Source organism: Desulfosoma sp. (assembly GCF_052743555.1).
Window position 1 is genome coordinate 102,795 of the sequence record NZ_JBRAHS010000002.1, and the last position, 23,755, is coordinate 126,549.

The window sequence follows — 23,755 nt, forward strand, 5'->3', positions numbered from 1 at the left end:
CGAAACGGTGCGTACAAAGACGGGTCATTGAGCGTTTGAGATTTGCAAACGGTTCCTTTATAGTAACTCGCTTAAAAATTTTCAAGTCAGGAGGCTTTCTTGATGACGGAACGAGACATGATCCTTTACGAACCTTTTACCGCCAGCATGGGACGCCGGTTTCGGGTCCGGCGCGTGATCCACACACAAAAGACGGCTTTTCAGCTCGTGGAAGTGGTGGACAGTCCCGATTTCGGTGTCACGCTTTTTCTAGACCGCCGTTTTCAGACCTCGGAAAAGGATGAGTTTTTTTACCATGAATCCCTGGTGCATCCGGCCATGATGCTCCATCCCGATCCGCAGCGCGTGCTCATCATCGGAGGTGGCGACGGAGGCGCCATGGAGGAAGTGTTGAAGTACCCGTCGGTGCGCAGCGTGACTATGGTGGAATTGGACGGGGAAGTGGTGGCCATTGCCAAGGCTTATCTACGCAGCATCTGCGGCGGGGCTTTTGAGGACCCTCGCGTGCGGCTCCTCATCGGGGACGGCCGCCGGTTTGTGGAAGAGACGGCGGAAACCTTTGATGTCATCTTGTTGGACCTCACCGATCCCATGGAACCATCCAAATATGTGTATACCCGAGAATTCTACGCTCTGTGTGCCGCACGGCTGCGCCCAGGGGGCATCCTGGCTTTGCACAACGATTCCCCGTTTTTCTTTCCCGAAGCCTACAACGTCATCACCAAGACTTTGGATGCCGTCTTTCCTTATCGGCGCCAGTACGCCGCCTATATTGTGGGCTACATGCTGGATTTTGCCTTTTCCGTCTGCGCCATGGACGATGTGCTGAACGTGGAGGAAACCGAACTGGCACGGCGCGCCGCCGACCGCGGCATTCATGACCTTATGTCGTATACGCCTCAGCTTTTGGAAGGGTTTCGCACCCTGCCCGGTTATATGCAGCGGATTCTGGATCAGCCCTGTGCCGTTTCCACGGATGCGGCACCCTTTGTCATTTCCACGGAACCCTCTGACGACTGAAAAGTCGAGGACCAGGATGAACGCAGGAGAAACAAGGCCGCTTCCTGCATCGGCCAAGTGCACGCGGTGCCGGCAGCGGGCCGTTATCGCTTTGCCCAGTCATCATGCGAATTTTTGTGAGGCGTGCTTTGGTCTTTTCTTTCGCCGTGCGGTGCTGCGCGCCATGAAAAAATTTCCCATAAAAGCCCAGGAGCCCATTCTGGTGGCCGTGTCGGGCGGCAAGGATTCCCTGGCTGTCTGGTCGGTCCTTCACGATCTGGGGTATGCCACCAAGGGGATTCACTTGGACCTGGGGATTCCCGCCTTTTCCGAAGTCTCCCAAGAAGCCATTGCCGCCTTTGCGCATCGAAAAGGTCTTTCGTGGACGAGCTATGCGCTCAGGGACCTCATCGGCTATTCCATTGAAGAGATTCGACGAAAAACCCGCCGCCCCATCTGTTCCGTGTGCGGTATGATCAAACGACGGCTCCTGAACCGCATAGCGGTCCAAGAAGGGTTTCGCCTCATTGCCACGGGCCACAACCTGGACGACGAGGCCGGAAGGCTTTTGGGAAATCTCGTGCGACACCGCCGGGAATACATCGAGAAGCATTACCCGTACCTCCCTTCGGTGCACCCGCGGTTGCCGGAAAAGATCAAGCCCCTGTATCGGGTTTCCGCTGAAGAAATCCGCACCTACTGTCGCGTGGAAGGCATCGAATACTTGGAAGGCGCGTGTCCTTTGTCGCGGGGAGCCACAAGCCACATGTTCAAGGAAGCTTTAGACGTGCTGGAAGGCAGGATGCCGGGCACGAAAAGGGATTTCTTGTTCGCCTACATTGAGGCGCGTTCCGCGCCGAAACCCGTGGACGATTTCGGCACATGCGACCGCTGCGGGGAACCGTGTTACGGAACCCGCTGCAGTGTCTGCGCTCTGGTGGAGCGCCTTCAAAAGCCGCCCCGAAAGGAGTCCTGAAGCCTCTGTGGGCGCAGGAGACCCCTGAGCGCCTCCTAAGCGCTAAGCGCTCAGGGGACGCGGCATGATGAAGGGACTGTTTTTCGTTCGGGAAGAACGAGGTTCAGCACCACGCCGCTGATGCCCGCCGGCCCGATGCCTTTCATGGTGAATTCCCCCGCCGAGATGGGCATGCCCCCGATGGCGAAAACCATCACCACGGCCACAATGGCCATGTTTCGCGGTTCCATGAGGTCTTCGCTGGCGCGCACCAGGGTATTCAATCCCACCACGGTGATGGCACCAAAGAGCAAAATGAGAATCCCGCCCATGACGGGAACAGGTGTGGTCTGCAGCAGGGCGCCCAACTTGGCGATGCAGGCCAAGGCGATGGCGCACAAAGACGCCAGGGTCATGATGGCTGGGTTGAACACCTTGGTGAGCGCCACGGCGCCCGTGACTTCCGAATAGGTGGTGTTGGACGGCCCCCCTAAAAAAGCGGCGAGGGCTGTGGCCAATCCGTGCCGGCGGAAGCCAACCCGCACAGGGTTCCGGGAACGCCCCATGTTTTCACCCCGTAGATGATGGGCGCGATGAAGGCGAATGAGGACGCCAAAAAGATCGGTACTTTTCCCCGCGTGATGAGCTGAAACAACAAGGTACTGGCGCCGGCGGTAAAAAGAGCCACGTTGGGGTCGAGGCCCGTCAGGAGCGGTACCAGGACCAAAGCACCAAAGGCCACAAAAAGCATTTGGGCTCCAAGGACCATATCCCTCGCCCTTAACCGGTACTCCGTGGAATGGACATTAGGGAGAATGTCACCGTCCGCGTTGACCTTCTCGTCCACGGCCGCCACATTGACATCCACGTCCGGATGGGCCGCTTCCAAGCGGCGAATCCCCTCGGGGGCCGCCACGAGGAAGATGCCGCGAATATTTCGGCAGCCGGCTTCCTTCAAAAGATCAATGGTGATGACCAAAGTGCCGCCGGTGGCCAGCATGGGGTCGAGGATCAGAGAGATCCGCTCACGCATGTTTCCGGCCGGCTTCACATAATAGCGCGCCGGCTCCAGCGTGCTTTCATTGCGGTACAGTCCCACCACGCTCACCTTGGCGCTGGGAATAAGGTCCAGAACCCCGTCCATCATTCCAAGACCTGCTCGAAGAATGGGCACCACCGTGATCTTTTTCCCTTTGATCCGTTCTACCTCCACAGGGCCGCTCCAGCCCTGGATAAGCCTCTTTTCCGTCTCCAGGTCCTTGGTGGCTTCGTAAGTCAAAAGGCGGGCCAGCTCGGATGCGAGTTCCCGAAAGTCCTTGGTGCTGATATTATGTTTGCGCATGAGGCCCAGTTTGTGGCGGACCAGTGGATGATTGACGATGTGTACGGGCACGGGTGGCTGCTTTCTGTTTTACGAATCGTGGGGTTGTCGCCTTGGGCGGAGCCTATAGAAGAAAGGCAGGGGGGTGTCAAGAAGGCGCCATGGCGGTGTGGAGTGATCTGGCGGAATCTTGTGGGTTTTGGATAGGGGCGCATCGAGGAGGAATGGCTCTGGGGCCGGAAAACACTCTGGAGACGGCCATGCTGGGTTTTCAATGCGGAGCCCATTTTTGGGAATTGGATGTGCAGTTGTCCGCAGACGGTGTGCCCGTGGTCATCCACGATAAGACCCTTCAAAGGACCACCGATGCCCCGACGGTGTATCCGAAACGACGCCCTTGGTACGTGTGGGACTTTACGCGAGCGGAACTGGAAAGCCTTGGTGCATGTTCGAGAAGAGCTTTTTCAGGAAACCCTGCGCCTGGGCGAACGCCTGTGAAGACATCACCCCTCCTGTTTTCAAAAGATTCGGTTTTGAACGCGCTTCTCGGCAAAACCGCCCTGAACGCACCGAACCCGGCGAGCCGCCCCGGGGCATTTCAAAACGTGAGCGAGCGCAAAGTGTCCGCTGTGTGCCGTATTCCGACACTGCGTGAGGCCTTGGACATGACCCGCAGACTTGAATGGCTGGTCAATGTGGAAATCAAAGGGAAAGCCGAACACCGTGACCGGCTGGTTCAAGAAACCCTGGCCCTGATCACCGAACTGGACATGGTGCCCCGCGTGCTTGTGTCCTCCTTTCACCTGGATGTGCTTTACCGAGTCCGAGCCTTGCACGATCAGGTGAAGATCGGGGTCTTGGTCAAGGAGGCCGTGAGCGATCCCGTGCAGCTCGTTCGCGATGTGAAAGCCTATGCCTTGCATCCCGCCCGAAGGCACCTTCGCCGAGAGGCTGTGCGGCGGTGCCGAGAAGCGGGGATTCCCGTTATCACCTGGACGGTCAACGATTCGGCTGAAGCCCGGCGGCTTCAGGGTTGGGGTGTTTCGGCCGTCATTTCCGATCGGCCGCAGGAACTCATCGGGGAAAAACAATCAAAGGAGGATGCTCCGTCATGGTGACCCTTTTGGACTACGGCGCCGGGAATGTGCGCAGCGTGGTCAATGCCATCAAGAACCTTGGATATGCCGTGCGCCTTGTGGAACGTCCAGAGGATATTTTGGCTGCAGAAAAGCTCATTTTCCCCGGCGTGGGCGCCTTTGGGTCCATGATGCGGGTGCTGCACCAAAAAGGATTTGTTCAGCCGCTTCGTCGGTACCTTGAGCAGGATCGGCCCTTTCTCGGCATCTGCCTGGGTCTGCAGGCGCTGTTTCAGGCGAGTGAAGAGGCGCCCGAAGAAGAAGGTCTTGGTTTCCTGAAGGGGATGGCGCGCCGGTTTCGCGTCGATCTGGCCGTGCCGCATATCGGCTGGAACGGCATCAAGCCCCGAAAGCCTTCCGCCCTTTTTCAGGGTTTGACAGGTGAGGAAAAGCTCTATTTTGTGCATTCCTACCATGTGGATCCCGAAGATGCAGGCGTGGTGCTCACCACCACAGACTACGGCGTAGAATTCGTGAGCGCCGTGCAAAAAGGGCGGGTGGCGGCCGTGCAGTTTCACCCGGAAAAGAGTGGTCCTACGGGGCTGAAGATTCTTCAAAATTTCCTGGAAGGCTCGCAGGCGCTCAGTGTGCTTCCGCCTAGAGCGCCTGCGCGAACGCATCTGACCAAGCGGATCATTGCGTGCTTGGATGTGCGCACCAATGACCAGGGTGATCTGGTGGTGACCAAAGGGGACCAGTACGACGTGCGGGAAAAGGGCCAAGTGCGCAACCTGGGAAAACCCGTGGACCTTGCACGACGCTACTACGAGCAAGGTGCCGATGAAATCACCTTTCTCAACATCACGGGTTTTCGGGATTTTCCCCTGATGGATGTGCCCATGCTGGAGGTGCTGCGCCGAACTTCGGAAAACGTCTTCGTTCCCTTAACCATCGGTGGCGGCATTCGGGACTACGTGGATAAAGACGGCACCGCCTACAGCGCTCTGGACGTGGCGGCGGCTTACTTTCGATCCGGAGCCGACAAGGTGTCCATCGGTAGCGACGCGGTGCTCATCGTGGAAGAGGTGCTGCGCACAGGAAAGGCCACGGGCCGAAGCGCCATTGAAACCATCTCGCGCATCTACGGCAGTCAGGCGGTGGTCATTTCCATAGACCCGCGAAGGGTCTATGTGCCGTCGCCCACCGCGGTGCCCCACCGCGTCATCGAAACGGCGCTGCCGGGCCCTCAAGGGGAACGCTACTGCTGGTATCAGTCCACCGTCAAGGGCGGGCGCGAAGGCCGTCCCCTGGATGCCATCACCCTGGCCCAGGTGTGCGAACAACTCGGAGCCGGGGAGATTCTTCTCAACTGCATCGACCGCGACGGCACCAATTCCGGGTTCGATGTGGAACTCATTCAGGCCGTGAAGGAAGCTGTCACGATTCCCATCATCGCCTCAAGCGGTGCCGGATGCGCCGAACACTTTCTGGAAGTCTTTACGCGCACCAAAGCCGAATCGGCTCTGGCCGCCGGCATCTTTCACCGCAACGAAGTGCCCATCGGGGCCGTGAAAGCGTACCTGCAGGGCAAGGTTCCCATTCGACCCGTTCCATAACGCCTTAAAAAACAAAAAACCGGCGGTGCCTTACGCAGCGCCGGTTTTTTTTCGGCTTCTGGACCCTCGTCTGGGCTTGTCTCGGTCAGTCCATTGTGGAAGGTTAGCTTTTTACGAAGACTTCTTCTCAGCGCTTTTCTTTCGAGCCCGCATATACCCGGCCAATCCCACAAGCCCTGTTCCCATGAGGAGCATCGAGGCGGGTTCAGGTGCGTGGTATTGCGGCGGAAGAGGCAGATTGACACTTTCGTAAACGACGTCGTTGGCGCAATTCACAGTAAACCCGATGCTGAGAATCCCGGCATCCAATTTAATCGTGTCAGTAGGAAAGACGAACGTAAGGGTGTTCGTTTGCCAGCCGGTAAAGTCCACATCCCCAAGGGAGCCGGTGGTGGGAGCGGCGGGTAAGCCGATGGGGTGGGCGTCCCGAATAAGGTAGCCTTGCCAGTAGTCAAATCCGTCCATGCCTGAGATGGCGTAAGCGGTTTTGTCGTTCAGAGCAAGATCAATGGCGTAAAGATTGTAATCCCACACCGTGGGTGTCGCGCCGTCCAACTTCTGCGGGTTGTTGTCCGCATAAACCACGTATTCCCAGTCGGTATCTTCATCGACGCTCAGGAAAAGATCCCCGGGCTCCAACTTGCCCCATGCCCCTCCGGTGCCCCAACGCTGCATATTCAATGTAATTTGCGTTAAATACCACTGGTCCAGCTGGACCGTACCCCCTGTAAAATCCGGAACCCCAATGGTGTCTTTTGAATCATCGACGGTGCCGTTATTGTATCCTGGCCAATATTTGGAAATGTCCCCAAAGGATATGATGTCCGCGTGCACCGACGACGTCCCCACAATGCCCAACAAAAACGCCCCCGCAACAAAAGATCCCAGTATGGCCCTTTTCATGCGCAACTCCATCTTCCCTTTCTCATCTCCGCACGAACAAGCCGCCGTTCAGCGGCGCACCTAGCGATCCTAATTATAGGCAAAAGGTCGGCCAAAAAGGCGCACGCGGACGCAGCAAATAAAAGATTTTCTTTTAGTGAAATCAAGAAGTTGATGGGATATGTCTCTGCCTCGGTTTAGGCGTCTCGGCGGAAAGGCCAAAAGGTGTGCAAAGGTGGAGCACGGAAGTGTGAAATAAACTGCACACTGTGAAATGTTTTGTCATGAAAAAACGCTGAGGCTTTTCTCGTGCGTGCTCGTGGCCGCTTGCCGTGTTTTTTAAAAGGCATTCTTTGGGGGGATTCTATGGCCAAAATTTCAAAAGGCTCATCCAGGCCACCAACAAAGAAAACCCCAGACCCATCGTCCACTGCAGCGTGGTGAACCGCTTGTCCATGGCTTCGAACCGCTTGTCCATGGCTTCGAAGCGCTTGTCCACCGCCTCAAACCGCTTGTCCGTGGCTGCAAAGCGAGCGGTTATTTCCCTTTGCAGGGCCTCAAAGCGCTTTTCGGTCACCTGGAAGTGGGCCGTCTGAACCTCTCGAAGGGCTTTGAGTTCCTCTTCCACGCGAACAACCCTTTCCATAAGGGCCAGTTCGCGGGCGCGGCGCTCGTTTTCAGTGACGAAAGCGGCAAGCTTTTGGGCAATCAGCTCATCGGCCCGTTCCCGAAAGACTTCGGCCACACTCTGGGCGATCCATTCTTTGAGTTCCGCTTCGCTGAAGGGAAAAGTCGATGCGGTCATGGTTCGGTCCCATGTGTCGTGTTGCCTGGTGCCCTTTTGTAGCACGGAGGAAAAGCCCTGGGCAAGGACGGGGCGCACAGGAAGCTGCTTTTGGGGCAACCGCCAAAGGCGTGCAAAAGGCCGTGAAAAGGCTCTTTCGACCGCGGGGATGGCGTCCCTTCGAGCTGGACCCGAGACCGACCCCCTGGCATCGGTGGCACGCGCTCTTGCGCGTCCTGCCAACGTGCGTACTGCGGTGAACGCGGTTCCCTCTATGGATCCATCCGCGCCCGAACCAATGGCAGGGAAGGCATGGTCGAACAGTGCACTACGCCGTGAGGTTGTGGGCAAGGGCGGCGGCTTCGGCCACCAAGCGACGCACCGGAAGGCCCTGAGGACATCGGGCTTCGGCGATTTGAACCCGTTCCCAGTTCAGATTTTCAAAAACCCGCAGATCGGCAAGCTGTGCCAGGGCTTCGCGGGCGGCTTGGGTGTCGCCGTAATCTCGGGCGTACATGAGGCCCCGCATCATGTCGGCGATGGGCACTCCGGCGGCGTTGCCACAGATTTCGGCGCATCCGGCGCAATAGCTGTGCCGGGTCGCTTCAGCGTAGCGGGCCAAGCCGTTCTTTTCGTCTTGGCTGAGCGTCGTTCGGTCGAGTGCGGCGGCCACATTGCTCATGAGAATGGTCATGGTGGGCATTTGCGAACACAGACTGCTGATGCGGTTATCTTCCCACACGAGCGTGATCTTGGCTTGTTTGTCCGTGAAACCTCGCGCCAGAAGCTTTTCGGCCAAAACCCCTTCCTCGGAAGCGTCCACTCGAAGGGGGCCGCCGCCTTGGGTTTTCATGGCTGTGAGGCCGATGCCGGCCGCCGTGCATAGGTCAATGGCCCGCTTCATGGCTGCATCGTGCATGAGTCGAAAATTGTACGTGAACATAATGCCGTCCACCCAGCCCAGCCGCGCCGCCCCTTCCAGGCACCGGGCCATATTGCCGTGTGTGCTGAAGCCGAAGAGACGGATTTTTCCTGATTTTTTCGCCTGCTCCGCCCATTGCCGCACATCTGGGCTGAGTTCTTCAAGGGAACCTACTGCATGCAGAAAATAGAGGTCGATCCAGTCCGTCTGCATGCGCTGCAGGCTGCGCTCCAGCAGCTTGGTCATTCCGGCTGGGTCTCGCGCATCGGATTTGGTCACGAGAAAAACGTCTTTTCGGGTTTCGGGAAATCGGGCGAAAAAGGCGCCGATTCCTTCTTCACTTCGGCCGCCTCCGTAACAGTCCGCCGTATCCCAGTAGGTCACCCCCCAGCGCAGAGCCTGCCGAAGCAAGACGTGGTTGGACCCCGTATCAAACATGCCGCCCAAAGACAAAATGGAAACAGGAATCTTGGAGGCACCAAAGGGCCGTTGCGGCACTTTGTGCGGCACGGGGCCGTCCTGGGCTATCGCCAGAGACGGAAGATTCAGGGCCGCGGCGGCACCGACGCCGAGTCCTACGGCGCCCGCCGCTTTAAGAAACACTCGTCGGGAAAGGCCGCTGCCCGGGCTTTGAGCTCTGTCCAAAGTTTTACGGTCCATAGGGCATCCTCCCGTGTGCAGATTCTCGGTCAACGGGAAACAAAACCTCAGGTGTTGGGGAATGTCTTTCCTGCAATCAAGGATCGCTCCGGATGACGCGACTCGTTTTCGGCTGACACTCGAATAGCCGGAACGCCCCGCACCGGGCATTCATGCTCGCAGATGCCGCATCCCACGCATCGTGTGTGGTCCACCATGGGCTTTTTGAGGCGCACGGCAAGAAAAAAGGGGCGCTTCGCAGTCGACATATCGGCGGCTTCGTCCTTTGTCTGGTCTGGTGCGAAATCTACGTCAATCCATCCTTGCCCCCAGGCTCGAATGGGCCATTGCAACGAAGAATCCGAGAAGTCGGCGACCAGCCACAGGTTTTCCAATGGCGGAGGCATGTCGGGCGGCTGAAAACCTTCCACAATCCAGCGGTGATTTTGGCGTTCGCCGAGGCACAGGAAAGGCCTGGGTAATTTTTCCAAGGTTTCAACGGTCTGAATCGCCTTGGGGCTTACCGGGCAGTTTTCTTCGCATACAATGCATGGCTTGCCAAAGGCCCACGGCAGGCATCGGCTGCGGTCCACAAAGGCGGCTCCGATGCGAACCGGCCCGCGGTCGGCAAACGCCCCGGTGCCGTGTTTTTCTTCCAGACTCAAAGGCCGAATGGCGGCCGTCGGGCAGACGCGGCTGCACGCCACGCACTGGTACTGACAGCCGCTGGTTCCGGCGCGAAAATCCAAAACCGGTGTCCATAACCCTTCCAGGCCCGCTTCCCATAAGGCGGGCTGAATGACGTTGGTGGGACAAATGCGCGAACATTGACCGCATTTGATGCAGCGGCGTAGAAATTCTGTTTCGGGCAAAGATCCCGGAGGCCGCACCACCAAGGGTGGAAACCGACGCTGGGCCAGACCTTCCAGACGGAAAACGGGTGCGGCGAAAAGGCCCAAGCCCAAGGCGGCTAAGACTCGGCGGCGGGACAGAAGCCCTTCGCCGGATGCGGCGGTCGAATTCGGTGAAGGAGCCCAGGTGTAGGTGATGGCCTTTTCCGGGCACACCACCAGACAGTTGCCGCACAAAGTACATTCGCCGGCAATGGGGTTCGATGAAGGGCGGCAGGCGGCATCGCAGACGGCCTCACAGCGTTTGCAGTCCGTGCAACGGTCGACAATTCGGGCCATGCGCCACAGAGAGCGTTGTCCCACAAGATGCATCAGCGCCCCGGCGGGACATAGGTATCGGCAGTAAAATCGAGGCTTAAGAAAATTCAATGCCAAGGCGGCGAAAAAAACGAGGCCGAGAAGCCAAGAGCCCTGCGTCCACCGACTTTCGGCGAGCCCTTTGGGCTGAAAAAGTCCCAGAGCAGGAAGCACCACCTGGTTCATGGACCTGTGGATCAGAGGAAAGGGATCCAATAACCCTGTTTGCAGCGATCCCACGGCGGCAGGGAATCGACCCAGAGCCAATCCCAAGGCAAAAAGGACCAGACCCATCAGCCCTTCTTGGATTCTTGAAGATGCACGTGAGGCCACGGGGTTTTCTTGAGCTGACATTCCCCAAACCAGTGCGGCCAATACTACAAAAAGGCCAAGGGTTTTTGCGGCCAAAGCCCAGTCTGTCCAGCGGGCGGGTGTCCACAGAGGACCGGACACCATGCCGAGAAAGAAAAAGAGAACATAAAATTTAAGGCGGTGAGCCCAATGATAGGCGTTGCCGGCCAGCTTTTGCGCAAAGCTTTTATGTCGAGCTCCTAGCCAGCCCAACGCCTGGTGCAGCGTTCCCAGAGGGCAGATCCACCCGCAAAAGAAACGCCCTACAAGAAACGTCCAAGAAAGGGTCACCACACCCCACAGAAGGCCGGCAAAGAGAGTTCCCGTGCCCAGAGCCGTGCTCACGGCCGTCAGGGGATCGAGCTGCAAAAGCCAGTTGACGGGCCAGGCGCGAATCTCTGTCCACTGAGTGCCCAGACGCGTGACGGCGCAGAAAAACACAAACAGGAACAGGAAATACCCTTGGCTGAGGCGTCGCACATGATGGATGCGCATGGAAAGCTCGTCTTAAACGCTGATGTGATGCAGGGCGATGGCATCGAGGTTTAGGCTGCCTGCTCCGAGCCTCTGAGCGTGGTGCAGATAGGGCAGCTTGTGCGGATCGATGTTCAAAATCCGGGCGCCCAGAGCATCCGCCGCCACGGGATCGGGGCTGATGATAAGCGTTCTCGCTTCTTTCACGTCGGCCAATGAGCCGCCCGTGGGGCCGTTGGTCATCATGGCGGTGATGCCGTCCAGTACAACCAGAGTCGGTCGGAACAAAGCCGCCAATTCCCCGATGACGACATGAACATTTTGGTGAAGCAGATTTCGAGCCCCCCCCAGAAGCCCGTACCAGTTCTTACAGATCATGGAGGCTCCCGCGCGATGATGATGCTTGACCGGGGCCAGGTTAATGACCTTGTCGGCCTTTCGAAAAGGGGCGGCCCATGCGGGCCATTGGTGTAAGTAGCGGCCGTCGGGAAGGGTCACCGATTGAAAACGACGCGATTCGGGAACCCACAGCTCCCCGCCACCCAATTGGACCGCTTCGGCGATCCCCGTTAAACGAAAGCAACTTGCCGGATCATTGATCGGATTGTCGGAAACGATCACGCGGGACGCTCCGGCTTCACGACAGTGACGCACCACCGCCTGCACCAGATCGGGATGGGATGTGGCGCCGAGGGACGGAGGACTGGCAAAGGCGGCATTCACTTTGATGAAAACGCGATCTCCCGAAGAGACGAATGTTTTAATGCCGCCAAGGGCCGCAACCCCTGCGGCGAAACACGCAGCTCGGTCCAATCCTGTCACCACGGCCACCGCTTTTGGGGCGTGGGAAATGGACCAATCCCACGGTCCCACCAGGGCGTTGTCCCTTGTTATGGTTACTTTGGGGCCTATGCCGTCTCGAAGACTCAGACCCAAAGCCCACAGCGCCCCTAAGCCGAGGCCGTAACGCAGGGCGCAAAGCAAAATACGCCGTCGCGGAGGATACGTCACAGACGGCTCGAGATGATTTTCCATGCCCAGAACCCCATCCCAAAAGTCGATCCGGTTGCCACGCGCAAGACCATAAAGGCTTTTGAAGCCGCCGTTCCTTGCAAGATCATTCAAAGCCGTTTTGGAAAACCGCCTTTAGATTTTTCCTGAAAGGTCGGCCTCAAGGTTTTTCATGTGCTGCCACAGATGTCGCGCTGCTCGTTCCGCCACCTTCTGCTCCTGGGCCTCGTGGACGCCGGCCACCAATCCTCGATGGGGAAAGACCACTTCCACGAATCCGAAATGATCCAGCACCACCATGTCCCCTTCGGCATGAACCGGCGAAAGGCGTCGCGCGCCGTTTTCTTCGAGGAACTCCACATAGGCTGCGACGGCCGAAGGGCCGTCTGTGGCTTTGTGGGCCGTCACGATGAAGACCGTCATGGCCGATCCGTCTTCCAGAATCGGCACGGCATAGGTTCTCTGAAAGCCCTCATAGCCAAAAGCGTTCCCCAAATAAAGCACCGCCTTTTCATGAGCTTTCATGGACTCGGGAAATCGTTGCAAGGCCTGAAGAATGTCGGCCGACGGGGGTATGGATTTTATAAGGGGCGTGAGGGTTGACGCCACGGCCTGCATGAGTCGAGGGTCTTCCGAGGATCCAATCCCTTCCAAGTAGAAGTTTCCGGCGGCCGCACAGACGGCGTTGGCGGCTCGATAACCGAAGGCCATGTCCGGCAAGGGAACAGCCGACGAGCGCCTCTGTTGGCTGAAAACAGCATAGGCGCTTTCTGAATGGTTCATGGAAAAAAGAAAAAACTCCGCCCACAGGCTGGGATCTTCCTTGAGTGCCACGCGTTGCGTGCGAAGGGATGTGAATCCCGCTTCCAGGTACAGTTCCGCCTTGCCGTCGATTTTATCCGCCAGGGTCTGGGCGTCAAAGGTTTCCATGGGTCCCGCTGTGGTCAGGTCTTTGGCAAGTGTTTGGGCCCAGTCGGGAAAGGAGAAATTCGAAACTGCCTTGGGCGGCATGGGTTCCCCGGGACCCGCGGTTCCCGCTTTTCCCGTCAGGAAAGGATCCTGGCGAAAGGAAGCCATGAAAACCCCGGTGGTGATCAAAGCCATCACGCCCAGCAAGGCCCACGACAGACGTCGTTCGCTTCGGCTCGGTTCCGGCTTGGTTCGCACTGCCACCTTCGTCCTCCCGATCGTGTCATTTGATGTAGCCGGCGCGTTCCAGATAAAGCAAGACTTCCTGGGCGGCTTCATCGGGAGTGAGTTCCGTCGTGTCGATGACCACCTCGGGGGCGGTGGGTGGCTCATAGGGGTCGTCGATGCCGGTAAAGCCCTTGATAAGGCCTGCGCGAGCCTTGGCGTACAATCCCTTGCGATCGCGGCTTTCACACACTTCCAAGGGCGTGGCCACATAGACTTCCACAAAACCGCCGTAGTTTTCGATCAGGCTTCGAATTTGCCGTCGGGTGGCGGCATAAGGGGCAATGGGAGCACAGATGGCGATGCCGCGGTTTTTGGTGATTTCGCTGGCCACAAACCCGATGCGACGCACATTGATGTCGCGGTGTTCCTTGGAAAAGCCCAGTTCACTGGAAAGATTGCGCCGCACCACGTCTCCATCCAGCAGCGTTACGGGCCGACCCCCCATTTCCAAAAGCCGGGCGTAAAGAATGCGTGCGATGGTGGACTTTCCCGCTCCGGAAAGCCCTGTGCAGAAAATGGTAAATCCTTGCTTGTGTCGAGGCGGGTAACCTCTTTGCAGCTCCTCGATGACTTCGGGAAAGCTGAACCATTCCGGCACGCGCTTGCCTTCTCGAAGCCGGCGGTGAAATTCTTCCAGCGTCAGGGATTTTACCGTGCTCTGGGGCGGCACCTCGCGAAGCGGCATATAGGCGTCTTCTTCAAAAACATAGACCAGTTCTTCAAAGGGAATGATTTCAATGCCCAGAGCCTCCTGACAGGACAGCGCCGTTTTCATGGCCGCTTCGGGCTCGTAAAATCGGCGGCCGTTCGGGGTTGGAGCCGGGCTGGCGTGGTCCCGACCCACAATGAAGTGGGTGCAGCCGTAGTTTTTACGAACGATGGCGTGCAAAAGGGCTTCTCGAGGACCGCACAGGCGTATGGCCAAAGGCAGAAGGCTCAACAGCATCATGTTGGGTGGATAATATCGGCTCACCGCCTGATAACACCGAATCCTCGTATAGTCGTCGATATCGCCCGGCGTGGCCCGGCGGGCTACGGGATGAAGCAGCAGGTTCGCCTTGGCACGGTCCATGGCTCGAAGGGTCATTTCAAACTGGGCTCGATGCACGGGGTTTCGCGTTTGAAACCCCACAATGCGGCGCCAGCCCAGTTTTTTAAAAAGGGCGCGCATTTCATGAGGGGTATGCCGCAACCGTTTAAAGGCGAAATGGAGGGGCAACTGCACCCCTTCCACCGTGCCGCCCACATAATGTGTGCCATAACTGTGAAACAAGGCATCCACCCCAGGGTGTGCGGTGTCCGTGGTGCCGTAGATGATCTCAGCCTCCCGTGGCTTATCGATGGGCCAGACGTCCTCCACATGCAGCACGGCCACCATAAACCCTTCCATGTCACGCAAAGCCACCGACTGGCCGGCGTCCAAGGAGCAGGCTTCGGCTTCCGATACATCGAGGCAGATGGGCAGAGGCCACAGCACGCCGTTTTGCAGCTGCATGCGATCTAACACCGATTCGTAGTCGGCGCTGGTCATAAAGCCGCGCAGGGGCGAAAAGGCTCCGTTCAGGAGCAGTTCCAGGTCCGACAGTTGTCGGGTGTTGAGCGTCAAACTGGAAAGCCCTCGGCTCACATCCCTGAGCATCTGAGCTCGAGTTTCATTCACCACGAGATTAAGCAGTTCGCCGCCGTGGGCCGTCGCGGTGCTCTCGGTCATGATTTCACCCGTTGCCGATGTCGTGTCCCTTGCCTTGAGCTGGAGCGTTTATTCCTGTGAAACAATGCCGCGTGGCCTGTTCTTACCATGTCCGGGCGTGTTTTGAAATGCAAAAGGCTCACGGCCCCACCCCCCTTCATCGTGCCGTTTCGGTCCATCCACAGGTTTAGAACACATCCTTTCGGCGGTTTTGCAGTGAAGGAAGCTTTTGGCGCACGAATTCAATGCGCGCGGAAGACACGCACGCGAGAACAAGGTCTTCGGTTTCCGTAGCGGAGGCAATGGGAATGCCAAAGGGGTCGAACACCGTGGATCTTCCGCAAAAGGACCTTCCGATCAAATTGCACCCGGCCACATAGTAAGCGTTTTCAATGGCGCGGGCTCGAAGGAGCGTGAGCCAATGGTCTTCCTTGACGGACCCCTGATACCAGGCCGATGGGACCAACACCAGTTGGGCGCCCTGGTCGGCCAGGTGACGAAAGATTTCCGGAAATCGTAAATCGTAACAAATGGTCATTCCCACACGAACCCCGTTCAAGGTCACGACCGAAGGGGGGCTTTCCCCAGGAGTCATGGTGTCTGATTCGCGGATGTTCAGGGCATCAAAGAGGTGCAGTTTTCGGTACCTGGCAAGGACTTCGCCTAGAGGGCTTAAAAGGACGGCTGTGTTGTAGACCCTGTGCGGATCCGGTGAGGGTTCCCAGCCGCCGGCGAGCACGGCCAGGCCCAAATCCCTGGCCAGGGCCGCCAACCTACCGAAAAAATCGACGCCCGATTGGCGCAGGAAGGTTACGGGAGGACGACCCGCCGCGGGCAGTCCCATGAACATTTCGGGAAAGACCACCAGGTGGGCCCCTTTTTGGGCCGCCATCTCAATATAACGGCGGGCGGTCTCAAGGTTCTGCGAAACATCCTCGCTGCCCTCCACTTGCGCCAAAGCCAGCATGAGCGTTGTGTCCATTTGAGGCTCACCTCCTGCCGATGTCTTAGTAAACGAAAGTTTCCCCTCTTTTAAGTCCAAGGTTACTTGACTCATATCACATTGTCGGTTAGGAATTTGTCCGAGGACATCAATATTGGCTGATCTTGGCCTTGGCTCCAGCTGAAACTGAAAGCAGTAAACCAGCAAAAACGAGTTCTCGGGCGGTCACATAAACACCTTTTTCCTGAATTTCTTTTTGTCCGGTGGGGCTTAATCTATATGCCATCCAAGGGGGTTGCCAAACCGGCTCTATGAGCGATCTCATGATCGACGCCTTTTCCTTTAGGATCATGCTGCGTATCATGATGGTCGTGTTGGTTGCTTTTCCTGAGCTGGCACTTTTCCTAGCACGCTCTGTTTGCGAAGGAGAGTGAAGGCCAGAAAATGTTGTTCGGGAGGCGGTGACAAAGCGCGTTAACGATTCAAACAATTTTGCGCACTCCCACCTCCGTGAACTTCTCACCCTTCATTGTCGGGGCGCATAGCACTTGGCCACTTTACTAGGATGGGCGATTTTATCAAGAAGTCACTTTCCGACAGGTATCAGAAACGCTTCGGCCTATAGCTTCCCTATGGCTCTGGCTCTGCAGGGCCGAGAAGGCGGGTCATGAGCAACGGGTTTATCAGAACAGGGAGGTGTATTCATGAAAGGGTGGCAACGGATGTGGCTTCTCACGGTGTGGGTGGTTTTGGGTCTGGCTTTGGGGCCGGCGGCACCACAGGCGGCGGATCCTCTCAAGGTGGGTTTCGTGTACATCATGTCCGGACCCTTTGCGACGTATGGTCAGTTTGCCAAACAGGGGGCTGAAATGGCCGTGGACGAGATCAATGCCGCCGGAGGCATCATGGGGCGTCCGGTGCAGGCCATCTTTGAGGACTCCACGGGAAAACCCGACGTGGCGGTGCGCGTCATCCGCAAACTGGTTTATCAGGACGGTGTGATAAGTGTTATCGGATTGGATTCCAGTGCTGTGGCCAACACGGTTGTTCCCCTCATGCCCGAGATGCAAACGCCGCTCATTGTCACCCATGCCGCAACGCCCGATGTCACGGGAAGTTTGTGCAACAAGTACACCTTTCGCATTTCCGTCAGCCTGAACCAAAATGTTAAAGCCGCGGCTCTTGTGGCTTCCGCGTCCAAAGCTAAGACATGGACCACAGTGGGGCCGGACTATGCCTTCGGACATGAGTCTTGGGAGTATTTTCAGAAATACCTCAAGGCACTGCGTCCCGACGTGACCTTTATGCCTCAAGACCAAACAGCCTTTGCGCCCACCAAAACCACGGATTTCAGCGCCTATATAACCAAGATCATGAATGCCAAGCCTGAAGGCGTGCTTATCTCCCTCTGGGGGGGCAATCTCATTGACTTTGTTCGGCAAGCCTCCGAGATGGGGTTTTTCAAGGGTGACTGGGAAGTCCTCATGACCCTGGGCGCTGCGACCGAAGTCCTTTATGCCCTGGGGGACAAAATGCCTGAAGGCCTGTGGGTGGGAACCCGCTACTGGTTTCTTGCCAACGATTCCCCAATCAACGTGGCCTTTCGCGACAACTACAAGAAACGCTACGGTCAGTTCCCTTCCTACAACGCTCACGGAGCCTATGCGGCCCTCTATGCCTTGAAAGCCGCAGCGGAAAAGGCGAAAACCTTGGATAAGGAGGCCATCATCAAGGCCCTGGAAGGACTGACACTGGAACTTCCCGTGGGAACCGTCACCTTGCGGCCCGAAGATCATCAGGCCTGGACCAATGCCACGTGGGGTAAAACGGCTTCAGATCCCAACTATCCCATTCGCATTTTGAAACCGATCAAAATCTTCCCAGCTGAAGCGGTCACACCGCCGGTGGAAGAAACAGGCTGCCGCATGAAATGAGAAGGGTTTTTCATGGAAGTGATGGTGGTCAATGTCCTCAACGGGTTGAGCTGGGGTATGCTGCTTTTTCTCATTTCGGCGGGACTCACGACGGTTTTCGGGGTCTTGGGCGTGCTCAACTTTGCCCATGGTTCCCTTTTTATGTTGGGAGCCTATGGAACTATGACCGTGATGCGCTTCATCCCTTCTTTTTGGGCCGGAGTGCTGATTGCCCCCCTGATGACGGCTCTTTTAGGCATGGGCATAGAAACCACATTGCTTCGACGCGTGTACTCCCGCGACCGGAGTTTTCAGTTGCTACTCACCTTTGCCGTCCTTTTGGTGTTGGATGATGCCGTGCGCGTCCTTTGGGGGGCGGCGTACCATGTGGTGGATCCTCCGGACCTTTTGGCGGGAAGCGTGAGGCTTTTTTCTCATTCCTACCCCGTCTACAGACTGTTTTTGATCCTGGTAGGGCCGGTTCTGGGCATGGGGTTGTGGGCGTTTTTTACCTGGACACGATGGGGAAAGATGATTCGCGCCGCCGCCCAAGACCGGCACATGGCTGAAGGGGTAGGGATTCGCGTGCCGTTGCTTTTTACGCTGGTTTTCAGTCTGGGTGCATGGCTTGCGGCTCTGGGAGGGGCCTTGGCAGCCCCTCACCAGAGTGTAGGGCCAGCCATGGGGGAGAGGATCGTTATCGAGAGCTTCATCGTCGTGGTGGTCGGGGGATTAGGCAGTTTTCCCGGAGCCTTTGTGGGAGCTCTTCTTCTTGGGCTCTTGGACGCCTTCGGAACCCTTTTTGCCGGTCGGTTGCAGATGGCCTTGTCTTACGTGTTGTTGGCTTTGGTGCTGTTGGTGCGGCCACGAGGCCTTCTGGGCAGGGAGGGATGATGGCTCACAGATTCCTCAGCGGCCTGCCCTTTGGTCTTGCCCTGGCGGGACTTCTCCTGGCGTATCCTCTATTTGCACCTATCTATTGGGTGCTTTTGGCCACGGAAATTCTTATCATGGCCCTCTTTGCCATGAGTTTCAACCTACTCTTTGGATACACGGGCCTGCTCTCTTTTGGACACGCTGGCTTTTTAGGTGTAGGCGCCTATGTGGCCGCTTTGGGCATGATCCACTATGGGTCATCCCTGTGGCTCATTTTGCTGGCCTGTGTCCTTTCGGCGAATCTTGTGGCTTTCTCGGTGGGGTTCTTGTGCGTTCGTCGGGATGAGATCTTTTTTGCCATGTTGTCCCTGGCCTTTGGGATGATGCTTTACACCCTAGCGCACAACTGGAGGGAAGTGACCGGGGGCAGTGACGGCCTGCCTGTGTTTTCCATGCCGTCGTTGTCTTTGGGACCATGGAAGTTTTCTCTGTGTTCTCCGTCGGTCATGTTTTATTTCACTCTTTTTTGGTTCCTTATGGGAGCCCTCTTTTTATGGTCCGTGGTTCGTTCCCCTTTCGGACTTATGCTGCAGGCCGTACGGGAAAATAAGCAGCGATTATCCTTTTCCGGAGCCGACGTGAAGGTCGTGCGACTGGTGGCCTTTGTCATCGCCGGGGGGCTTGCGGGCCTGGCCGGGTTCCTTTTGTGCCTTTTTAATCGAATGGCCGCTCCGGACATGCTTCATTGGAGTTTCTCCGCGCGGCCTGTGCTCATGACCATTCTAGGCGGTGCCGGAACCTTTTGGGGGCCGGCTGTGGGATCAGCCATTTTCTTTGTCCTAGAACACTGGGTAACAGCCTTTACGGAAAATTGGATGATCGTGCTGGGAAGCCTCCTCATTCCTGTGGTGCTCTTCTTCCCGCGAGGCATTTGGGGGACATTGACCCACGTCTTTGGTGAGCGCACGAAACGGTTTTGACCAGCTGGCGGAAAACGGCTCATTGTCGGACAAGGTGATCCATGGCCCAGCAAATCATCTTGAGTGTGGAGGATGTGCATCAGCATTTCGGAAGGTTTGCCGCTCTGAACGGCGTTAGCCTTCAGGTGGAAGAAGGCCGGCTCACGGCTTTGATCGGCCCAAACGGCGCGGGCAAGACCACTTTATACAATGTGGTTTGCGGGCGATACAGGCCGAGGGCGGGTAGGGTGGTCTTTCTGGGGCGCGATGTGACCGGACTGCCCCCTCATCGACTCTGCGCCCTCGGGCTGGGACGCTCTTTCCAAATCACCAATGTCTTTTCACGGCTGACGGTTTTGGAAAACATTCTGGTTCCTTTGATCATTAAGAACGGTGGTGCACTGTGTTTTTGGCGCAGGCTGGATCGGGACCGAAAGCTGGAAGCGACGGCCATGAAGGTTTTGGCCATGGTGGGTCTGGTGGACAAGGCGCACGTAGGCGTGCACGAGCTGCCCTACGGAGACAAACGCCTTGTGGAGATGGCCATTGCCCTGGCTCCTTCACCCCGCATGGTGCTTCTGGATGAGCCCACGGCGGGGATGAATCCCGAAGAAACCGAACATATGATTCGATTGATCAAGAGCCTGGCCGATACGCATAGAACCAACTTTTTCATTACGGAACACGACATGAAAGTCGTCTTTTCTGTGGCCGATTATATCTACGTGTTGCATCAGGGAAGTGTTCTTGCCCAGGGAACGCCGGAAGAAATTCGAGCCGACCGCAGAGTGAAAGAGGCGTATTTAGGAGGAAGTCTTGAGCCTTGAAGTTTTGGATATTCACGTGTATTACGGTGACAGCTACATTCTTCAGGGTGTGAGTCTGGAGGTTTACGAAAAGGAAATTGTCTGCCTCTTGGGACGCAACGGTGCCGGAAAGACCACAACGATGCGAAGCATTATGGGTTTTGCGCCCCCGAAGCGCGGCGAGATTCGCTTTCAGGGTCGGGTGGTGAGCGGTAGGCCCGTGCATGAAATTGTTCGCAGCGGAATCGGCTATGTTCCAGAAGACAGGCGAATTTTTCCCGCTCTGACGGTGGAAGAAAACTTGGAAGTGGCCATGTTGCCGCCTCGCCCAGGCAAGAAACCCTGGACGCCGGAGCGCGTCTTTGAAGAATTTCCATTGCTGGCACGGCTTCGCAAAAAGCGTGGGGGTGAACTGAGCGGCGGGGAACAGCAGTTATTGGCCATTGCTCGCGCCCTCATGGGCAATCCTCTTTTTCTGCTTTTGGATGAGCCTTGCGAAGGCCTGGCCCCGGTGGTCGTGGAATTTCTGGGTGAAGTCATCTCTGGTCTGAAAGGGGACATGGCCATTTTGTTGGCTGAACAGAATGCTCGTTTTGCGTTTTCCGTCGCCGATCGTGGTTACGTGATGGAAAAGGGGCGTGTGCAGTGCCATGGCCCCGTAGACCAGCTTCAAGCCGACAAAGACATTCACCAGCGTTGCCTCGCCGTCTGACCTGCGCCCGCTAACACCTAAAGGGGGACGGCGGTCTGAAGGCCTTGTGACCACCACTACCCCTCCATACCTTGCGAAGCCATGGGCGCAAAGGAGAACCTCCGATGGAGTGGAATCTTTTCTCCTTGAAGGTTTTCGCCGAAGTGGTGCGCCAAAAGAGCTTTACGAAGGCAGGAAAAACCCTGGGGCTGACGCAGCCGGCCGTCAGCCTGCAGGTACAAAATCTGGAAAAGCTCATGGGCTGCCCTCTGATGATTCGAAAGAAGACCGGTGGACTGACACTGACCAAACCCGGCGAAGTGCTCTGGCTTTATACGCAAAAAATGACCGAATTGTTGGAAGATCTGGAACGTGAACTGCAACCGTGGACGTCGCAACGAGACGCAGGCGTTGTCGTGGGGTGTTGCTGCATCGCGGGAGAGCACATCGTGCCCTTCTACACCACCATGTTCCAAAAAAGGCGTCCTCAGATTGCTCTGCACTGCCACGTGGGGCGATGCAAGGACATTTTCAGCCGCCTTCTCGATGGATCCCTGGACGTGGCCATCGCGGGAATCGTCCCCGATGATGTTCGTCTCGTGCACCATCCGTTTTTACATCTGCCAATGACCTGCTTTGAGATTTTCGGAAATGTCTCGCGGCGCGTTTCCATCAAGGCTCTCGTGCGGGAACCCCTCATCCTTCGCGAAGAGGGCTCGGGCACCCGCAGGGCCTTTGTGCGGTTCCTGGAGCAACAGGGTCTGACGCTGGACCGATGCACCATCGTGGCCACATCGGAAAGCAATGAAGCCGTGAAGGAAATGGTGGGCAGGGGCATCGGATGGTCCACATTGCCGTCCGTGGTGATTCAAAGGGAGCTAGACCAGGGCCGCCTGAGCCCCATCGCGCTCGAGGAAGGGTGTCCGCTCCACGAATTTTATATAGTATACAGAAAGCACAAGCTCTTCAATGGCCCTCAGAGAGAGTTCCTCCAGTTCCTTTTGGATGTTGCCCCAGATGGTTTGATTTAGCAGCGAAGGCGGGGCATTTTTTTTCGGCGTCTTTTCAGCACCATTCCATTAAAAAAACTTATAAGCGCAGAAAAAATTCTCATTGGACAGGATGCTCTGTGCCGCTTATGCAAAAAGCGTCACAGAGCTGCCAAGCCGGCATGCGCGCGGCGAACCGAATCCTCAGAGACAACTTTTTCAAAGCACACAGTCCTTTTTTCCGTTGCTCATCACTTGGCGACGCGGCTCGTGTTCCCCCTTTGCAGCGCGCGCCTCAGGCAGGATGGACTCGTCAGCGGAAAAGAATTGGTTTCCATAGTGACCATGCTTAGCCACAGATTTAACCGGTGGGCCCGAGAGCGGCCCGGGGACGTGCGGCGGGTTCGAAAAGCGAGAAGGATTCCCTATGGTCCAATGGAGTTGGCGTCAGTTTCTGCAATGGAGCACCGGAGGGCTGGTGGCCGCGGCTTTGTCCGACTGGGTTTTTTTTGAAAAAACCCTCTGGGCGGCTGCCCAAGATAAAGACAAACAATTTTACCACGCCTGCCACATCTGCGACTGCAATTGCGAGATGATCTACCGGATCAGGAACGGTCGCCTTGGGGAGATGCGGGGCAATCCGGCGGACAAACTCGGCGCTGCCGGAAAGTTGTGCGTCAAGGGCTATTCCGCACCGCGTCTCTATCATGATCCTTGTCGCTTGTCCTATCCCCTGCGGCGGACGAACCCTCGAAAGGGACGGGATCAGGATCCGGCCTGGAAAATCATCTCCTGGGATGAAGCCTTCAGCGTGGTCGGTGAACAATTTCGTCGCGTCTACGACCAGCACGGGCCGGACGCCATTGTGCTTTTTGCCAGGCCCAAGGGCTGGGACGTGCACCTTCAGTCCGCCATCGGCACGCCGAACCAGTTGTGCCATGTGGACACGTGCTACATTAACCACGAGGTCGTGGGAAATGCCGTTTGCGGCGACCGCATTTGGGGATGGGATTTTTCACACGCGAAATACATCCTTGGATTTGGTTACGATCAGCCGGGAAAGAGCAAAAATATTCACCAAAGAGAATTTATGGAGGCGCGCCGCAACGGCGCCAAGATCGTCATTTTTGACCCCAGGCTTTCGGAAACGGCCCAAAAGGCGGATGTGTGGATTCCCATTCGACCCGGAACCGACACCGCTGCTCTGTTGGCCATGATCCATGTGATTGTCAACGAGGGCTTATACGACAAAGAGTTCGTTGAAAAATACACCGTCGGTTTCGATAAGCTCAAAGCTCATGTGGCCAAGTATACACCCCAATGGGCTCAAAGGATATGCGACGTTCCCGCGCAGACCCTCGTTCAGATCGCCAGAGAGTTCGGTTCCACGCGACCGGCGACCCTGGCTTATCACAAACGAGACGCGGGCGGGCCAGTCTACATGTGAACTCCT

General features: G+C 57.0%; 20 protein-coding genes and 2 pseudogenes. 11 read left to right on the plus strand and 11 right to left on the minus strand.

Annotated elements, in window-relative coordinates:
- Positions 1 to 102 precede the first annotated feature (102 nt).
- Positions 103 to 1,020 (plus strand): polyamine aminopropyltransferase, encoded by a 918-nt coding sequence (gene speE, locus ACUVSA_RS01950; protein ID WP_445893584.1) that lies wholly within the window; start codon positions 103 to 105, stop codon positions 1,018 to 1,020.
- 16 nt (positions 1,021 to 1,036) lie between these two features.
- The gene (locus ACUVSA_RS01955) at positions 1,037 to 1,975 is read left to right on the plus strand and encodes an ATP-binding protein (protein ID WP_445890663.1); all 939 of its coding nucleotides are present in this window, start codon (positions 1,037 to 1,039) and stop codon (positions 1,973 to 1,975) included.
- Between the two features lie 50 nt (positions 1,976 to 2,025).
- Here the strand turns inward: ACUVSA_RS01955 and ACUVSA_RS01960 are convergent.
- Both ACUVSA_RS01960 and upp read right to left on the minus strand, forming a co-directional pair.
- Positions 2,026 to 2,723 (minus strand): annotated as a pseudogene (locus tag ACUVSA_RS01960) (solute carrier family 23 protein).
- 33 nt (positions 2,724 to 2,756) lie between these two features.
- A pseudogene (gene upp / locus ACUVSA_RS01965) lies at positions 2,757 to 3,347 on the minus strand (uracil phosphoribosyltransferase); the annotation flags it as partial.
- An 89-nt stretch (positions 3,348 to 3,436) separates the two neighbouring features.
- Here upp and ACUVSA_RS01970 point away from each other — a divergent pair.
- Together ACUVSA_RS01970 and hisF are read left to right on the plus strand one after the other, a co-directional pair.
- Positions 3,437 to 4,393: a glycerophosphodiester phosphodiesterase gene (locus ACUVSA_RS01970; RefSeq protein ID WP_445893585.1), complete on the plus strand. Its 957-nt coding sequence runs from the start codon at positions 3,437 to 3,439 to the stop codon at positions 4,391 to 4,393.
- Complete coding sequence (gene hisF, locus ACUVSA_RS01975) at positions 4,387 to 5,967, plus strand: imidazole glycerol phosphate synthase subunit HisF (protein ID WP_445893586.1); 1,581 nt, start codon at positions 4,387 to 4,389, stop codon at positions 5,965 to 5,967. Before ACUVSA_RS01970 ends, hisF begins: the two co-directional genes overlap by 7 nt.
- A gap of 111 nt (positions 5,968 to 6,078) precedes the next feature.
- On the opposite strand, the gene ACUVSA_RS01980 is transcribed toward hisF, so the two are convergent.
- From ACUVSA_RS01980 to ACUVSA_RS02020, 9 genes are all read right to left on the minus strand, one after another.
- Complete coding sequence (locus ACUVSA_RS01980; protein ID WP_445893587.1) at positions 6,079 to 6,870, minus strand: PEP-CTERM sorting domain-containing protein; 792 nt, start codon at positions 6,868 to 6,870, stop codon at positions 6,079 to 6,081.
- A 343-nt stretch (positions 6,871 to 7,213) separates the two neighbouring features.
- A complete protein-coding gene (locus ACUVSA_RS01985; protein WP_445890659.1) occupies positions 7,214 to 7,654 on the minus strand; it encodes a hypothetical protein in 441 nt (146 codons plus the stop codon).
- 307 nt (positions 7,655 to 7,961) lie between these two features.
- On the minus strand, positions 7,962 to 9,215 hold the full coding sequence (locus tag ACUVSA_RS01990; RefSeq protein ID WP_445893588.1) for an aldo/keto reductase: 1,254 nt from the start codon (positions 9,213 to 9,215) through the stop codon (positions 7,962 to 7,964).
- Between the two features lie 47 nt (positions 9,216 to 9,262).
- Positions 9,263 to 11,248, minus strand: coding sequence for a 4Fe-4S binding protein (locus ACUVSA_RS01995; RefSeq protein WP_445893589.1), 1,986 nt, complete (start codon positions 11,246 to 11,248; stop codon positions 9,263 to 9,265).
- A gap of 12 nt (positions 11,249 to 11,260) precedes the next feature.
- Positions 11,261 to 12,262: a DUF362 domain-containing protein gene (locus ACUVSA_RS02000; RefSeq protein WP_445893590.1), complete on the minus strand. Its 1,002-nt coding sequence runs from the start codon at positions 12,260 to 12,262 to the stop codon at positions 11,261 to 11,263.
- Positions 12,263 to 12,373: 111 nt separating this feature from the next.
- Positions 12,374 to 13,411: a DUF6599 family protein gene (locus tag ACUVSA_RS02005; protein ID WP_445893591.1), complete on the minus strand. Its 1,038-nt coding sequence runs from the start codon at positions 13,409 to 13,411 to the stop codon at positions 12,374 to 12,376.
- Positions 13,412 to 13,430: 19 nt separating this feature from the next.
- The gene (locus tag ACUVSA_RS02010) at positions 13,431 to 15,146 is read right to left on the minus strand and encodes a bifunctional sulfate adenylyltransferase/adenylylsulfate kinase (protein WP_445893592.1); all 1,716 of its coding nucleotides are present in this window, start codon (positions 15,144 to 15,146) and stop codon (positions 13,431 to 13,433) included.
- 166 nt (positions 15,147 to 15,312) lie between these two features.
- On the minus strand, positions 15,313 to 16,107 hold the full coding sequence (locus ACUVSA_RS02015; protein WP_445893593.1) for a carbon-nitrogen hydrolase family protein: 795 nt from the start codon (positions 16,105 to 16,107) through the stop codon (positions 15,313 to 15,315).
- A gap of 109 nt (positions 16,108 to 16,216) precedes the next feature.
- Positions 16,217 to 16,558, minus strand: coding sequence for a hypothetical protein (locus ACUVSA_RS02020; protein WP_445890652.1), 342 nt, complete (start codon positions 16,556 to 16,558; stop codon positions 16,217 to 16,219).
- Positions 16,559 to 16,772: 214 nt separating this feature from the next.
- Between ACUVSA_RS02020 and ACUVSA_RS02025 the strand changes: the two genes are divergently transcribed.
- The 7 genes from ACUVSA_RS02025 to ACUVSA_RS02055 all read left to right on the plus strand — a co-directional run bounded on the left by ACUVSA_RS02025 (position 16,773) and on the right by ACUVSA_RS02055 (position 23,749).
- Positions 16,773 to 18,002: an ABC transporter substrate-binding protein gene (locus ACUVSA_RS02025; RefSeq protein ID WP_445890651.1), complete on the plus strand. Its 1,230-nt coding sequence runs from the start codon at positions 16,773 to 16,775 to the stop codon at positions 18,000 to 18,002.
- A 12-nt stretch (positions 18,003 to 18,014) separates the two neighbouring features.
- Positions 18,015 to 18,875: a branched-chain amino acid ABC transporter permease gene (locus tag ACUVSA_RS02030; protein ID WP_445893594.1), complete on the plus strand. Its 861-nt coding sequence runs from the start codon at positions 18,015 to 18,017 to the stop codon at positions 18,873 to 18,875.
- A complete protein-coding gene (locus tag ACUVSA_RS02035) occupies positions 18,875 to 19,837 on the plus strand; it encodes a branched-chain amino acid ABC transporter permease (protein ID WP_445893595.1) in 963 nt (320 codons plus the stop codon). Before ACUVSA_RS02030 ends, ACUVSA_RS02035 begins: the two co-directional genes overlap by 1 nt.
- Positions 19,838 to 19,878: 41 nt before the next feature.
- Positions 19,879 to 20,643 (plus strand): ABC transporter ATP-binding protein, encoded by a 765-nt coding sequence (locus ACUVSA_RS02040; protein WP_445890648.1) that lies wholly within the window; start codon positions 19,879 to 19,881, stop codon positions 20,641 to 20,643.
- On the plus strand, positions 20,633 to 21,334 hold the full coding sequence (locus tag ACUVSA_RS02045; RefSeq protein ID WP_445890647.1) for an ABC transporter ATP-binding protein: 702 nt from the start codon (positions 20,633 to 20,635) through the stop codon (positions 21,332 to 21,334). Before ACUVSA_RS02040 ends, ACUVSA_RS02045 begins: the two co-directional genes overlap by 11 nt.
- Positions 21,335 to 21,438: 104 nt before the next feature.
- Complete coding sequence (locus ACUVSA_RS02050) at positions 21,439 to 22,344, plus strand: LysR substrate-binding domain-containing protein (protein WP_445893596.1); 906 nt, start codon at positions 21,439 to 21,441, stop codon at positions 22,342 to 22,344.
- Between the two features lie 385 nt (positions 22,345 to 22,729).
- Positions 22,730 to 23,749 (plus strand): molybdopterin-containing oxidoreductase family protein, encoded by a 1,020-nt coding sequence (locus ACUVSA_RS02055; RefSeq protein ID WP_445893597.1) that lies wholly within the window; start codon positions 22,730 to 22,732, stop codon positions 23,747 to 23,749.
- Positions 23,750 to 23,755 lie beyond the last annotated feature (6 nt).

Bases quoted from the DNA above. Each gene is read 5' to 3' on its own strand.
- ACUVSA_RS01980 (WP_445893587.1), bottom strand. From the start codon at position 6,870: ATGAAAAGGGCCATACTGGGATCTTTTGTTGCGGGGGCGTTTTTGTTG.
- ACUVSA_RS02015 (WP_445893593.1), bottom strand. From the start codon at position 16,107: ATGGACACAACGCTCATGCTGGCTTTGGCGCAAGTGGAGGGCAGCGAG.
- ACUVSA_RS02025 (WP_445890651.1), top strand. From the start codon at position 16,773: ATGAAAGGGTGGCAACGGATGTGGCTTCTCACGGTGTGGGTGGTTTTG.
- ACUVSA_RS02000 (WP_445893590.1), bottom strand. From the start codon at position 12,262: ATGGAAAATCATCTCGAGCCGTCTGTGACGTATCCTCCGCGACGGCGT.
- ACUVSA_RS01990 (WP_445893588.1), bottom strand. From the start codon at position 9,215: ATGGACCGTAAAACTTTGGACAGAGCTCAAAGCCCGGGCAGCGGCCTT.
- ACUVSA_RS01985 (WP_445890659.1), bottom strand. From the start codon at position 7,654: ATGACCGCATCGACTTTTCCCTTCAGCGAAGCGGAACTCAAAGAATGG.
- hisF (WP_445893586.1), top strand. From the start codon at position 4,387: ATGGTGACCCTTTTGGACTACGGCGCCGGGAATGTGCGCAGCGTGGTC.
- speE (WP_445893584.1), top strand. From the start codon at position 103: ATGACGGAACGAGACATGATCCTTTACGAACCTTTTACCGCCAGCATG.
- ACUVSA_RS02040 (WP_445890648.1), top strand. From the start codon at position 19,879: ATGGCCCAGCAAATCATCTTGAGTGTGGAGGATGTGCATCAGCATTTC.
- ACUVSA_RS02050 (WP_445893596.1), top strand. From the start codon at position 21,439: ATGGAGTGGAATCTTTTCTCCTTGAAGGTTTTCGCCGAAGTGGTGCGC.
- ACUVSA_RS02010 (WP_445893592.1), bottom strand. From the start codon at position 15,146: ATGACCGAGAGCACCGCGACGGCCCACGGCGGCGAACTGCTTAATCTC.
- ACUVSA_RS01970 (WP_445893585.1), top strand. From the start codon at position 3,437: ATGGCGGTGTGGAGTGATCTGGCGGAATCTTGTGGGTTTTGGATAGGG.
- ACUVSA_RS01955 (WP_445890663.1), top strand. From the start codon at position 1,037: ATGAACGCAGGAGAAACAAGGCCGCTTCCTGCATCGGCCAAGTGCACG.
- ACUVSA_RS02035 (WP_445893595.1), top strand. From the start codon at position 18,875: ATGGCTCACAGATTCCTCAGCGGCCTGCCCTTTGGTCTTGCCCTGGCG.
- ACUVSA_RS01995 (WP_445893589.1), bottom strand. From the start codon at position 11,248: ATGCGCATCCATCATGTGCGACGCCTCAGCCAAGGGTATTTCCTGTTC.
- ACUVSA_RS02030 (WP_445893594.1), top strand. From the start codon at position 18,015: ATGGAAGTGATGGTGGTCAATGTCCTCAACGGGTTGAGCTGGGGTATG.
- ACUVSA_RS02055 (WP_445893597.1), top strand. From the start codon at position 22,730: ATGGTCCAATGGAGTTGGCGTCAGTTTCTGCAATGGAGCACCGGAGGG.